At 62.0% G+C, this 12,242-nt stretch carries 13 protein-coding genes; 9 read left to right on the top strand and 4 right to left on the bottom strand.

The annotated features are described in order from the left end of the window. Positions 1-172: 172 nt before the first annotated feature. Complete coding sequence (gene fliW / locus HU218_RS07125; protein WP_174874246.1) at positions 173-613, bottom strand: flagellar assembly protein FliW; 441 nt, start codon at positions 611-613, stop codon at positions 173-175. 121 nt (positions 614-734) lie between these two features. On the opposite strand from fliW, the gene HU218_RS07120 reads away from it, so the two are divergent. From HU218_RS07120 to argS, 5 genes are all read left to right on the top strand, one after another. After that, positions 735-1,565 (top strand): ferritin-like domain-containing protein, encoded by an 831-nt coding sequence (locus HU218_RS07120; protein WP_174874245.1) that lies wholly within the window; start codon positions 735-737, stop codon positions 1,563-1,565. After that, positions 1,566-1,781 carry a hypothetical protein gene (locus HU218_RS07115; RefSeq protein WP_174874244.1) on the top strand — a complete coding sequence of 72 codons (216 nt, stop codon included), beginning with the start codon at positions 1,566-1,568 and terminating at the stop codon, positions 1,779-1,781. Positions 1,782-1,936: 155 nt separating this feature from the next. Beyond that, complete coding sequence (locus HU218_RS07110; RefSeq protein ID WP_174874243.1) at positions 1,937-2,356, top strand: hypothetical protein; 420 nt, start codon at positions 1,937-1,939, stop codon at positions 2,354-2,356. 22 nt (positions 2,357-2,378) lie between these two features. Further along, on the top strand, positions 2,379-3,728 hold the full coding sequence (gene trhP / locus HU218_RS07105) for a prephenate-dependent tRNA uridine(34) hydroxylase TrhP (protein WP_174874242.1): 1,350 nt from the start codon (positions 2,379-2,381) through the stop codon (positions 3,726-3,728). A 173-nt stretch (positions 3,729-3,901) separates the two neighbouring features. After that, the gene (argS, locus tag HU218_RS07100; RefSeq protein WP_174874241.1) at positions 3,902-5,620 is read left to right on the top strand and encodes an arginine--tRNA ligase; all 1,719 of its coding nucleotides are present in this window, start codon (positions 3,902-3,904) and stop codon (positions 5,618-5,620) included. A gap of 88 nt (positions 5,621-5,708) precedes the next feature. Here argS and HU218_RS07095 read toward each other — a convergent pair whose 3' ends face one another. From HU218_RS07095 to HU218_RS07085, 3 genes are read right to left on the bottom strand one after another with little or no spacing between them, the layout of a single operon-like run. After that, positions 5,709-6,356, bottom strand: a complete 648-nt coding sequence (locus tag HU218_RS07095; protein WP_174874240.1) for a TetR/AcrR family transcriptional regulator — start codon at positions 6,354-6,356, stop codon at positions 5,709-5,711. 2 nt (positions 6,357-6,358) lie between these two features. Then, complete coding sequence (locus HU218_RS07090) at positions 6,359-7,225, bottom strand: mechanosensitive ion channel domain-containing protein (protein WP_174874239.1); 867 nt, start codon at positions 7,223-7,225, stop codon at positions 6,359-6,361. A gap of 14 nt (positions 7,226-7,239) precedes the next feature. Then, positions 7,240-8,850 carry a peptide chain release factor 3 gene (locus HU218_RS07085; RefSeq protein WP_174874238.1) on the bottom strand — a complete coding sequence of 537 codons (1,611 nt, stop codon included), beginning with the start codon at positions 8,848-8,850 and terminating at the stop codon, positions 7,240-7,242. A 198-nt stretch (positions 8,851-9,048) separates the two neighbouring features. On the opposite strand from HU218_RS07085, the gene HU218_RS07080 reads away from it, so the two are divergent. The 4 genes from HU218_RS07080 (at position 9,049) to nusB (ending at position 12,151) form a co-directional block, all read left to right on the top strand. Then, a complete protein-coding gene (locus tag HU218_RS07080; protein ID WP_174874237.1) occupies positions 9,049-9,663 on the top strand; it encodes a riboflavin synthase subunit alpha in 615 nt (204 codons plus the stop codon). Between the two features lie 373 nt (positions 9,664-10,036). Beyond that, positions 10,037-11,152: a bifunctional 3,4-dihydroxy-2-butanone-4-phosphate synthase/GTP cyclohydrolase II gene (ribBA, locus tag HU218_RS07075; RefSeq protein WP_174874344.1), complete on the top strand. Its 1,116-nt coding sequence runs from the start codon at positions 10,037-10,039 to the stop codon at positions 11,150-11,152. A 45-nt stretch (positions 11,153-11,197) separates the two neighbouring features. Further along, on the top strand, positions 11,198-11,665 hold the full coding sequence (ribH, locus tag HU218_RS07070) for a 6,7-dimethyl-8-ribityllumazine synthase (protein WP_174874236.1): 468 nt from the start codon (positions 11,198-11,200) through the stop codon (positions 11,663-11,665). Between the two features lie 36 nt (positions 11,666-11,701). Then, complete coding sequence (gene nusB, locus HU218_RS07065; RefSeq protein ID WP_174874235.1) at positions 11,702-12,151, top strand: transcription antitermination factor NusB; 450 nt, start codon at positions 11,702-11,704, stop codon at positions 12,149-12,151. Positions 12,152-12,242 lie beyond the last annotated feature (91 nt).

Here is a 12,242-nt window from a genome sequence, read left to right as displayed (position 1 = left end):
CGATAGTTTTTGGCAGGATGTGGCAAGGCTGCCAGTGCGTGACGCGCCACTTTGGGGCGATGTTGCTTTTTCTGGTGCATCCCGAGGTGCCTGATGCCCAAGTCGGGTGCGTGCGGAAATGAAAACAGCGCACGGCCTTGCGGCGGTGCGCTGCGGGGAATCAGGGCGGCAATCAGCGGTTGTGGAACACGATGTCGCAATCCAGATTGGTCTTTTGCATGCCCAGCTGTTTGGCAAAGTTGATGATCAGCGGGTTGCGTACATTGGCGCGCAGATGCGACAGCAGCGGTTGCTGCGGGTCTTCCTCGCCATCGCGGTAAATGATCAGCAGCACGCCGACATCTTCCGGGCGGGACAGTTGCAGGGCGGCGACTTCGGCATCATCCAGCTGTACTTCGTAACGGATGCCCAGGTTACCCGGCTCGGTCACGCTGAACAGGACATCCGGCTCATCCAGTGATTGCAGCCAGTGCACGCGCGGGCTTTCGCAGTTGGCATCGTGGAACAACTTGAAGCGGGTGCAGTGTTCGAATGCCGGCAGGCCGCCGGCAAAGGTGATGATGCTTTGCTCGTCGACATCCACTTCGCCCAGCAGGCTGGTATTGAACAGCATGGTGCTCTCCTCAGGTCTTTGGTGGCTGAATTATGCATCATGGCAGTGCGCTGGCAATGACAAATCGCAAGCCCGATTACCGGCTGTGCCGCCGGCAGCCTGCACAGTACAATGCCGCCCGATGAATACCGATGTTTCCCTCTATCCGGCCATCGAGCGCCTGTTGCTGGCGGCGGATATCGATGACAAGCCGCAGGCAGTGCAGCACATGTACTGGCGCTGGCAGCAGGGCGGACTTTTGCGCGATGCGACCGCGGCGTTGTATCCGGTGCCGCAGCCGGGCCGGCCGCTGCGGCCAACCCTGATCAACCCGCGGGATGTGCCGCGGCGTCGGGTGGGTAGCCGGGAAGGGCATGCGGCCATGGTGCATGCCATTGCCCACATCGAATTCAATGCCATCAATCTGGCGCTGGATGCCGCCTGGCGCTTTCGCGCCATGCCTGACAGTTACGTGGATGACTGGCTGCGTATCGCGGCGGAAGAAGCCGCGCATTTCAAGCTGTTGCGCACTCGCCTGCAGGCGCTGGGTTTCGATTACGGCGACTTTCCTGCCCACAACACGCTGTGGGAAATGGCGGTCAAGACCGATCATGATGTGCTGGTGCGCATGGCGCTGGTGCCGCGGGTGATGGAGGCGCGCGGGCTGGATGCGGTGCCCATCGTGCAGGACAAGTTGCGCCATATTGGCGACCTGGAAACGGCCGCGGTGCTGGACATTGTGCTGCGCGACGAAATCGGCCATGTCCGTGTCGGCAATTACTGGTTTACCACGCTGTGCGATGAGCGCGGGCTGGCACCGGTGGAGACTTTCCGTGCGTTGCTGCGCGATTATCGTGTCAGCGAGCTGCGCGGCGTTTACAACCTTGAGGCGCGTCGTGATGCCGGTTTCAGCGAGCTGGAATTGGCGATGTTGCAAGACTTTACCGTGACGCGTGACCGTCAGGAGACCTGAGTGATACAAGTGCTGTTTGAAAAAATGAAAACCAACCGCCGGCTGGCGATCGCGGTAATTGTGGCCGGTACGTTGCTGTTTATGCTGGCATCGGCCAGCCGGCAGGGGGCGGGCGGCGTGTGGGTGGTCGAATTGCTGTCCTCGCTGTGCATGTTGCTCGGCGTGGCGGCGCAGTTTCTCGGCCTCGCCGCATTGCTAAAAAACCCGCGTCGTTGAAATGGCATTAAAAACAGTAGCTTAATGTCGCATTGCTGACCGGCGGCGTCCTTGACGCACTGCGGGGTGGCGCGCATAATCGCGCGGCAACAAAACACCTGTAAAAGGCTCCGCTTCGGGGCCTTTTATGCTTTGTCTTGTCCCCGGAGTCACGAATGGATTACCAGGCATTCTTGCGCGAGCTGGAAACGCACGCGCTGCCTGCAGAGCAGTTCAATCACCAGGCCCACTTGCAGGCGGCCTGGGCCTATCGTCGCAGCTATGCCGCCCGCGAGGCGGCGGCACGCTGCGCGCGGACACTGTCGCGCTACGCCATGGCCAAGGGCGCGCCGGAGAAATACCACCACACCGTTACCCTGGCGTTCCTCACCATCATTTACAGCCGGCTGGAGCAGGCGCCGGCGCAGGTCATGGACTGGAATGCCTTTGTGGCGGGCAATGCCGATTTGCTGGACGACGCGCGCAGCCTGATCGGCCAGCATTACTCGCAACAGAAACTGCAGGACGACAATGCGCGCCGCCGCTTTGTCGCGCCGGACCTGGCACCGCTGCCGGTGTCCTGTCTTACCCACTGAATACGCGAAAGACCACCCACCGATGAAAGCCCCCGAACTGCTGTTGCCCGCCGGTACGCTGGACAAGATGCGTGCCGCCTACGATTTTGGCGCCGATGCCGTGTACGCCGGCCAGCCGCGTTACTCGCTGCGTGCGCGTAATAACGATTTCAAGCTGGAAGAACTGCGCATCGGCATCGAAGAAGCCCATGCCCGTGGCAAGAAGCTGTTCGTGGCCAGCAACATCCTGCCGCACAACAGCAAGATCAAGACTTACATGGCCGACATGGAACCGGTGATCGAGATGAATCCGGACGCGCTGATCATGGCCGATCCGGGGTTGATCATGATGGTGCGCGAACGTTGGCCGCATGTGCCTATCCATCTGTCGGTGCAGGCCAATACCACCAACTACATGGGGGTGAAGTTCTGGCAGAAGATGGGGGTGGAGCGCATCATCCTGTCGCGCGAGCTGTCCCTCGACGAGATCGCCGAGATCCGCCAGGAATGCCCGGACATGGAGCTGGAAGTGTTCGTGCACGGCGCGCTGTGTATTGCCTACTCCGGCCGCTGCCTGCTGTCCGGCTACTTCAATCATCGCGACCCGAACCAGGGCACCTGTACCAACGCCTGCCGCTGGGACTACAAGGTGCATGACACCCAAGGCGATGACGCCGGCGATGTGAAGCCGCAAAAGATCGACTTCGACTTCGGCAAGGCGCTGGAAGAAGCCAACCAGAGCTTTTCTTCCTGCGGCAGCCAGCAGCGCCATCCGCTGGCCGACAAGACCTATCTGATCGAAGAGGCCAACCGTCCGGGCGAGCTGATGCCGATCATCGAGGACGAGCATGGCACCTACATCATGAACTCCAAGGACCTGCGTGCGGTGGAGCAGGTGGAGAAGCTGGTGAAGATCGGTGTCGACTCGCTGAAAATCGAAGGCCGTACCAAGAGCCTGTACTACGTGGCCCGTACCGCGCAGACCTATCGTCGCGCCATCGATGACGCGGTAGCTGGCCGTCCGTTCGATTACAGCCTGCTGGCCGAGCTGGAAGGCCTGGCCAACCGCGGTTACACCCCGGGCTTCCTCGAGCGTCACCAGACCCAGGAGCACCAGAACTATCTGTCCGGCCATTCCGTGGCCAAGCAGAGCCAGTATGTCGGCGATGTGATGGAAGTGGATGCCGACGGCTGGGCGCTGATTGATGTGAAAAACCGCTTCGCCGTTGGCGACCGCGTGGAAATCATCCACCCGAGCGGCAATCGCACCGTGGAGCTCACCGCAATGACGCGCAATGGCGAGGCCACCAGCGTGGCACCGGGCAACGGCGTGAAGGTGAAGATTCCGGGCATGGCCGGCATGGAAAAGGCGCTGCTGGCGCGTCTGCTGTAAGCGGGCAGGCACCGGCCGGGACAAAAAGCCGCGGATGACGCGGCTTTTTGCTGGCTGCCAATGGCGCTCACGGCACATTCAAGGTTGGCCGCAGCCCGCTTTGGCCGTAAAATTGTTGCATTGCATTCACGCCGGACGCCTGTAGCGTCCGGCTTTGATTTTCCAGAGGCCCCATGACCATTCAGCAACTGATCAACGACCGTGTCGCTGCCGCGCTGGCAGCTGCCGGTGCGCCGGACGCTCCGGCGGTGGTACAACCCGCATCCAAGCCGGAATTCGGCGACTATCAGGCCAACGGGGTAATGGGCGCGGCCAAGGCGCTGAAAACCAATCCGCGTGCGCTGGCCGAGCAGGTGATCGCCAAGCTGGATCTGGCCGGTATCGCCGACAAGGTGGAAATCGCCGGTCCGGGTTTCATCAATATTCACCTGGATCCGGCTTTTCTCGCCGGCCGTGTCGAGAAGGCGCTGGCCGACGAGGCGCTGGGTATTGCCAAGGCCGACCGCAAGAAGGTGATGGTGGAGTATTCCTCGGTGAACCTGGCCAAGGAAATGCACATCGGCCACTTGCGCGGCGGCATCATCGGCGATGCGCTGGTGCGGGTGAACAGCTTCATCGGCCACGACGTGGTGCGCCAGAACCACGTCGGCGACTGGGGTACCCAGTTCGGCATGCTGGTGGCGCACATGGTGGAATCGCGGGCCGCGGGCGAAGCCGATTTCGAGCTGAAAGACCTGGATGTGTTCTACAAGCACTCCAAGAAGCGCTTCGACGAAGATCCGGCGTTTGCCGACCTGGCGCGCGACTACGTGGTGAAACTGCAGTCGGGCGATGCCGAAGTGCTGGAGCTGTGGCACCAGTTCGTGGCGCTGTCGCTGGCGCACTGTAATGCCATCTACCGGAAGCTGGGCCTGTTGCTGGATGACGGCGATGTGCGCGGCGAGAGCTTCTACAACGACGACCTGCCGGTACTGGTGAACGAGCTGCGCGAAAAAGGCCTGCTCACCGAGGACCAGGGCGCGCAAGTGGTGTTCCTTGAGGAGTTCAAGAACAAGGAAGGCGAGCCGGCCGCGTTCATCGTGCAGAAGCAGGGTGGCGGTTATCTGTACGCCACCACCGATCTGGGCGCCATCCGCTTCCGTGTGAACCAGTTGCAGCTGGACCGTGCGTTGTACGTGGTGGATTCGCGCCAGAGCCTGCACTTCCAGCAGCTGTTCACCACCGCGCGCAAGGCCGGCTGGCTGCCGGAAAGTGCCGATTTCGAGCACATCGGCCACGGCACCATCATGGGGCCGGACGGCAAGCCGCTGAAAACCCGCTCCGGAGAGAATATCAAGCTGGTGGAGCTGCTGGACGAGGCGATTTCCCGTGCCTACCAGCTTGTCAGCAGCAAGAACCCGGATCTGGCCGAGGCCGAGCGCCGCCAGATCGCCGAGGCGGTAGGTATCGGCGCGCTGAAGTATGCCGACCTCAGCAAGAGCCGCAATACCGACTACATCTTCGACTGGGACTCCATGCTCAGCTTCGAGGGCAACACCGCACCGTACCTGCAGTACGCCTACACCCGCGTGCAGAGCGTGTTCCGCAAGGCCGACGACTTCGATCCGGCGGCGCGGGTGCTGATCAGCGAGCCGGCCGAGAAGCAGCTGGCGGTGGCGCTGGCACAGTTCGAGGACGTGGTGTTTGCCGTGGCCGACAGCAGCCAGCCGCACCACTTGTGCAGCTATCTGTACAACGTGGCGACGCTGTTCTCGCGCTTCTATGAAGCCTGCCCGATCCTGAAGAGCGAGGGCGAGGTGCGCCAGAGCCGTCTGCAGTTGGCCGCAGCGACGGCCAAGACGCTGAAAACCGGCCTGGGCCTGTTGGGCATCGCGGTGCTGGAAACCATGTAAGCACAGCACCGGCTTGCCGGTTGTGACAAAGCCCCGCGTTGCGGGGCTTTTTGTTTGCAGCGGGTTGCGGCCAACGTTGGCCGCAGGCTCAGCTGGCCGGATGGCGTTCCAGCAGGGCGTGGAAGGCCGGCAGGAATTCCGGGGTGACGTAGGGCTTGAGCAGTGCCAGCACCTGGCGAACACCGCGATGGCCGGAGGCCTCGGTAATCGGCGCCTTGGGACGCGCGGTCTGCTCGAAGGCGAACCAGAATTTCACGATCAGCCAGATGTTGATCGACACCGGCGCGATGTCATCCAGCGACATTTTCAGCAGGCCGAGGCGGATGAATTCGCGGAAGTGACCTTCCAGGATTACCTGCAGTTCGCTATGCACGAACTGCTGGTAGTCGGCCTGCATCTGCGGGTTGCGCGCCATCAGCCCCGGCAGGTCGTAGAACATGAAACGGAAGCGCCACATCGCCTCGAACGCGGTTTCCAGGTAGTTCACCAGGTCGGCCACCTCCATGCTGCGGTTCAGCGGCACCGCCAGGCGTTCGGTGATGAAACGGCGGTAGAGCTGGAAAATCTGGTGGACGATCTCTTCCTTGTTGCGGAAGTGGTAGTACAGGTTGCCCGGGCTGATGCCCAGATGGGCGGCGATGTGGTTGGTGGTGATGTTGCGTTCGCCGTGCTCGTTGAACAGCACCAGGCTTTCCTCAACGATGCGGTCGTAAGTCTTGATCCGGGGCTTGGACATGGTCAGGGCGTATCGGCTCGGGGGGCGGCAAGAGGTGTATCGGATTCCGGAAAGCAGACAAACAGGAAGCGGTGCAGGATGGCCTGCTCCACGCGCTGGCGCTCGCGCGGCGGTACCGCGTAGCGCAGGATGGCGCGGTATTCCTTCTCGCTGGCCGGTTGCAGCGAGATGCGTGGCGCTACCGACGGCGTGTCCAGCAGCAACTTGCTTTCCAGCATCGCCATATGGGCGCGGGCTTCTTCGATGTACGGGGCGCAGATTTCATCGGCGATTTCCTGCAGCACGCGCTCCGCTTTGCCCGGCTTCAGGCTGTAGGGCAGCGGAATGGTGAGGATGTGCATCACGTAATCGCCGGTAAAGTTCTCGCGCGCGACCGGCTGGGTCAGCAACATGCTGTTGGGAAAGCTCAGCATGCGGCCGGTGATCTGGTGCGCATCGTGGCGCGGGCCGATTTCCAGCACGCTGGTGGACAGCATGGTGATGTCCATCACCCGTCCGCGCAGCGGGCCGATCTCGATGATGTCGCCCAGCTGGTAGGTGTTGCCCAGCGAGCGCACCAGGCCGCCGCCCAGGCACATCAGCAGCTCCTTGGTGGCTACCACCAGCGCGGCGGCAAATGCCACCATCGACAGCGCGATGGTCTGCAGTTCGCGCGCCCAGATCACCACCATGCCGGCGAGGCCGGTGATGATCATGGCGTTGCGCAGATTCACCGCCCAGCGGCGACGCGTCTCCAGCGGTACCCGCGGGTTGGCCGCAATGGTGCGCACAATGCTGCTGTGAACCAGCAGCAATACGATAACCAGTACGCCGCTGCGGGCGATGTCGGTGCCGTACTCGTGCAGCAATTGGGGGAACCAGGCGGGCATGGCGGCTCCTGCGCTCAGTCGTTGAGTTTCACCGCGTGTTCACGGGTTTCGTGGAACACGATATCCGGCCAGCGTTCCTGGGTCAGGGCCAGATTGACGCGGTTGGGGGCCAGATAGGCGAGGTTGCCGCCGGCGTCGGTGGCAATGTTCATCACCAGCGCGTCGGTAAATTCGTCCAGCTTCTTGCGGTCGTCGCAGCTGAACCAGCGCGCCGACCAGATGTTGCAGGATTCGAACACTGCATCCACGCCGTATTCTGCGGCCAACCGCGAGGCCACCACTTCGAACTGCAGTACGCCCACCGCACCCAGGATCAGATCGCCGCCGCTATGCGGCTTGAATACCTGCACCGCGCCTTCTTCGCCCAGCTGTTGCAGGCCTTTCTGCAGCTGTTTCAGTTTCAGCGGGTTCTTGATGCGCACGCTGCGGAACAGTTCCGGTGCGAAGAACGGAATGCCGGTAAACGCCAGCTCTTCCCCCTCGGAGAAGCTGTCGCCGATCTGGATATTGCCGTGGTTGGGGATGCCGATGATGTCGCCGGCAAACGCTTCTTCCACGATTTCGCGGTCGTGCGACATGAAGGTCACTACCGAGCTGGCGGCGATGTCACGATTCAGGCGCAGGTGCTTCATCTTCATGCCGCGCTCGAACTGGCCGGAGCACACGCGCAGGAAGGCGATGCGGTCGCGGTGTTTCGGGTCCATGTTGGCCTGGATCTTGAACACGAAGCCGGAGAACTTGCCTTCGGCCGGGTCAACGTTGCGCACGGTGGCGTCGCGAACCTGCGGCGCCGGTGCCCAGTTGATCAGTGCATCCAGAATCTCGCGCACGCCGAAGTTGTTGATCGCCGAGCCGAAGAACACCGGCGTCAGCTCGCCGGCCAGGAACTCTTCCAGGTTCCACTCGTTGGAGGCGCCTTTCACCAGCTCGATTTCCATGCGCAGCTGTTCCATCTCCAGCGGGAACAGTTCGTCCAGGCGCGGGTTGTCGATGCCCTTGATGATCTCGATGTCGGTGATCAGCTTCTCGCTGCCGGCTTCGAACAGGATCACTTCGTCCGACAGCAGGCTGTACACGCCGCGGAACGACTTGCCCATGCCGATCGGCCAGGTGATCGGCGCGCAGCGGATTTTCAGGATGCTTTCGACTTCGTCCAGCAGTTCCAGCGAGTCGCGCACTTCACGGTCGTACTTGTTCATGAAGGTCACGATCGGGGTGTTGCGCAGGCGGCAGACGTTGAGCAGCTTGATGGTCTGCTCTTCCACGCCCTTGGCGGCGTCGATCACCATCAATGCGCTGTCTACCGCGGTCAGTACGCGGTAGGTGTCTTCGGAGAAGTCCTGGTGACCCGGGGTGTCCAGCAGGTTGACGGTATGGCCGCGGTAGTCGAACTGCATCACCGACGACGCCACCGAGATACCGCGCTGCTTTTCGATCTCCATCCAGTCGGAGGTGGCGAACTTGCCGCCTTTCTTGCCTTTTACCGTACCGGCCATCTGGATGGCACCGGAGAACAGCAGCAGTTTTTCGGTCAGCGTGGTCTTGCCGGCGTCAGGGTGGGAGATGATGGCGAAGGTGCGACGTTGCGCAACTTCGGCGGCAATGCGGGTCAGTTCGGCGGACATGGCTCGGGTCGGGTGAAAAATGCGGGAAAAACAGCGGATTGTACTTGAGTTTGCCGGCGGCGTAGAGGGGAACAAGCTTCGGCAAGTTGGCCGCAGCCACTGTTCGGGTTTTGCCGCGGCCAACCTTGCTGTTGTCAGGGTCGGCATTTGTCGTGCGCCGCGCTACAATTGCTGCTTTGCCGCAACGGAGATCAGCCGATGTTTACCGGTATCGTGCAGGGAATGGCGCAGGTGGTGGCCATCGAGGAAAGACCGGGGTTTCGCACCCATCAGGTAGCCTTGCCCGCCGAGCTGCTGCCCGGTTTGCAGATTGGCGCCTCGGTGGCGCATAACGGCTGCTGCCTGACGGTAACGCGCATCGATGGCAATGTCGTGGCGTTCGACCTGATGGCGGAAACTCTGCGGCTGACCAATCTTGGCGCGCTGCAGGTGGGGGATGCCGTCAACGTGGAGCGCGCCGCGCGCTTTGGTGACGACATCGGCGGGCATGCCATGTCTGGCCACATCATGTGTGTTGCCGAAGTGACCGAGGGGAACATCACCCCGGACAATCGCACCTTGTGGTTCCGGCTGCCGGCCGAACTGGCCAAGTATGTGCTGAAAAAAGGCTATATCGGCATTGATGGCTGCAGCCTGACCATCGGCGATGTGCAGGGCGACACCTTCTGCGTACACCTGATTCCGGAAACGCTGCAGCGCACGCTGCTGGGCGTGCGCCAGGTCGGGGACCGGGTCAATATCGAGATCGACCCGCAGACGCAGGCGATTGTCGATACCGTCGAACGGGTGCTGGCTGCCCGGTCCGGGCAGTAACGTCGCGATGCTGTTTGTCGAGATTCCGGACTCGGCACGCGGGCTGGTGCAGGAAAATGCCTGGCAACAACGTTGCCGCGAACTGCAGCAGCCGTTTATCGCGGTACGCATCACCGGCATGGGGCATGCCGATGTGTGCTGGGATCACATTACTTACAACCCGCTGCTGGATCAGGCGCTGTTCGCGCTGAACCGGCAGGCGGTGGAAGCTATCTTTCGGCGCCACGCCAGCAGCCGCTCCGGCTGCTTCATCGAAGAAGGCATGGTGATATTTACCCGGCTGGAGTTGAACCGGGCGCGGCTGGCTGCAACCGACCTCTATCATCTGGTATGCCGGGCCGCGAACCAACAAACGGACAATGAGGGCAACACAATGACTATCTCCCCGATCCAGGACATCATCGCCGACATCAAGGCCGGCAAGATGGTGGTGCTGATGGACGCCGAAGACCGCGAGAACGAAGGCGATCTGGTGATGGCGGCCGAGCATGTGACTCCGGAAGCCATCAACTTCATGGCCAAGTACGGCCGCGGCCTGATCTGTCTCACGCTGACCGAAGAGCGTTGCAAGCAACTCAATCTGCCGATGATGGCCACCAATAACGGCACCAGCTTCGGCACCAATTTCACGGTGTCGATCGAAGCCGCCGAGGGCGTAACCACCGGCATCTCGGCCGCCGACCGTGCCCATACCACGCTGGTGGCGGTGGCGCGCGATGCCCGGCCGACCGACATCGTGCAGCCGGGTCATGTGTTCCCGCTGAAAGCGCAGAAGGGCGGCGTGCTGGTACGCGCCGGCCATACCGAAGCCGGTTGCGACCTGTCCCGCCTGGCCGGGCTGGAGCCGGCGTCGGTGATCTGCGAGATCATGAACGATGACGGCACCATGGCGCGCCTGCCGGAATTGCTGGAGTTCGCGCAGCAGCATGGCCTGAAGGTTGGCACCATTGCCGACCTGATCCACCACCGCAGCCGTACCGAGTGCTTTGTCGAGGAAGTCGGTCAGCGCCAGGTAGACACTCCGTTCGGTGCTTTCCAGCTGCATGTGTTCCAGGATGTGCTGACCAAGGCTACCCACCTGGCGCTGGTAAGCGGCCAACCTGATGCCGAGCGCGACACGCTGGTGCGCGTGCACGAGCCGCTATCGGTGATGGATCTGCTGGACCCGCTGGGCGGCAAGCACAGCTGGACGGTGCCCAATGCGCTGGAAGAAATCGCCGAGCAGGGCTGCGGCGTGGTGATTCTGCTGCACCGCCCGGAGTCCGGCACCGACCTCTTGGCGCGCGTGTTGCCGGAAAAGGTCGACGCGACGGTGCGTCAGCGCTGGGACAGCAAGACCTTCGGTATCGGTGCGCAGATGCTGCGTGCGCTGGGGGTGGGCAAGATGAAGCTGATGGCCTCGCCGGTAAACCTGCCGTCGATGACCGGCTTCGGACTGGAAGTGACCGGCTTTGTACAGCCGGAACACGTCCACATCGATTTGGATTAGAATACGCCCCTTTTGTGATTGGTTTTTGCCGCGAGGAGTTGTCGCATGCTGCATCAGGTCAATACTGTCGCCCCCGATTTTTCCGGTCAGGGTCTGAAAATCGGCGTGGTCATGGGCCGCTTCAACGAGAACGTCTGCCACGGTCTGCGTGATGCCTGTCTGGCCGAGCTGGTGAAGCTGGGCGTGGATGCTGGCGATATCACCCTGGCTACCGTGCCGGGCGCGCTGGAAGTACCGCTGGTATTGCAGACCATGGCCAAGTCCGGTGCCTTCGATGCACTGATCGCGCTGGGTGCGGTTATCCGCGGCGAGACCTATCACTTTGAACTGGTGTCCAATGAATCCGGCGCCGGCATTACCCGTGTCGGCCTGGATTGCAACATCCCGATCGCCAACGCCATCCTCACCACCGAAAACGACGAGCAAGCCGAAGTGCGCATGTCGGTAAAAGGGCGCGAGGCAGCGCAGGTGGCGATCGAGATGGTGAATCTGCACAAAGCCCTGCGCGCCTGACAGGGTGCGCCTGCTCTTTACCGAGGAATTGCCGTAATGAAAACAGCCCGTCGCCGTGCCCGTGAATATGCCGTACAGGGCATTTACGAATGGCAGCTCAATGCCGACCGTCCGGCCTCGCTGATCGAGAAGCATCTGCGCGAGAACGACTACTTCCCGAAAGCGGATGAAGCCCTGTTCCGCGAAATCCTGTTCGGCGTGCTGAACGATTCCGCCCATCTGTCCAAGCTGCTGGTGCCGTTCTACGAGCGCGACGCCGCCGAGGTCAGCCCGGTGGAACGTGCCATCATGCTGATGGCCGCATTCGAACTGACGGCCCACCCGCAGACGCCGTGCCCGGTGATCATCAACGAGGCGATCGAGATCGCCAAGACTTTTGGCGGTACCGACGGTCACAAGTTCGTCAACGGTGTGCTGGACAAGTTGGCCGCAGAAGTGCGCGCCGACGAAGTGCTGGCGATCCGTAACCGTCGCCAGGGTGCATAAGCCCGCGCAAGCGACGCAATCCGCGCCACAATCGCGCGGCTAAACAGGGCCCGGCAATGCCGGGCTTTGTCATGTCTGCCGGGGCTGGTAC

The sequence above is a fragment of the Vogesella oryzae genome (assembly GCF_902829295.1).
GTDB lineage: Bacteria > Pseudomonadota > Gammaproteobacteria > Burkholderiales > Chromobacteriaceae > Vogesella > Vogesella oryzae.
The sequence above is the reverse complement of the archived record's forward strand: the minus strand, read 5'-3'. Positions and strand labels throughout refer to the sequence as shown.

Coding starts and splice junctions, on each gene's coding strand:
- argS (WP_174874241.1), top strand. CDS start 3,902: ATGACCATTCAGCAACTGATCAACGACCGTGTCGCTGCCGCGCTGGCA.
- HU218_RS07095 (WP_174874240.1), bottom strand. CDS start 6,356: ATGTCCAAGCCCCGGATCAAGACTTACGACCGCATCGTTGAGGAAAGC.
- fliW (WP_174874246.1), bottom strand. CDS start 613: ATGCTGTTCAATACCAGCCTGCTGGGCGAAGTGGATGTCGACGAGCAA.
- ribBA (WP_174874344.1), top strand. CDS start 10,037: ATGACTATCTCCCCGATCCAGGACATCATCGCCGACATCAAGGCCGGC.
- trhP (WP_174874242.1), top strand. CDS start 2,379: ATGAAAGCCCCCGAACTGCTGTTGCCCGCCGGTACGCTGGACAAGATG.
- HU218_RS07090 (WP_174874239.1), bottom strand. CDS start 7,225: ATGCCCGCCTGGTTCCCCCAATTGCTGCACGAGTACGGCACCGACATC.
- HU218_RS07080 (WP_174874237.1), top strand. CDS start 9,049: ATGTTTACCGGTATCGTGCAGGGAATGGCGCAGGTGGTGGCCATCGAG.
- HU218_RS07110 (WP_174874243.1), top strand. CDS start 1,937: ATGGATTACCAGGCATTCTTGCGCGAGCTGGAAACGCACGCGCTGCCT.
- HU218_RS07120 (WP_174874245.1), top strand. CDS start 735: ATGAATACCGATGTTTCCCTCTATCCGGCCATCGAGCGCCTGTTGCTG.
- nusB (WP_174874235.1), top strand. CDS start 11,702: ATGAAAACAGCCCGTCGCCGTGCCCGTGAATATGCCGTACAGGGCATT.
- HU218_RS07085 (WP_174874238.1), bottom strand. CDS start 8,850: ATGTCCGCCGAACTGACCCGCATTGCCGCCGAAGTTGCGCAACGTCGC.
- ribH (WP_174874236.1), top strand. CDS start 11,198: ATGCTGCATCAGGTCAATACTGTCGCCCCCGATTTTTCCGGTCAGGGT.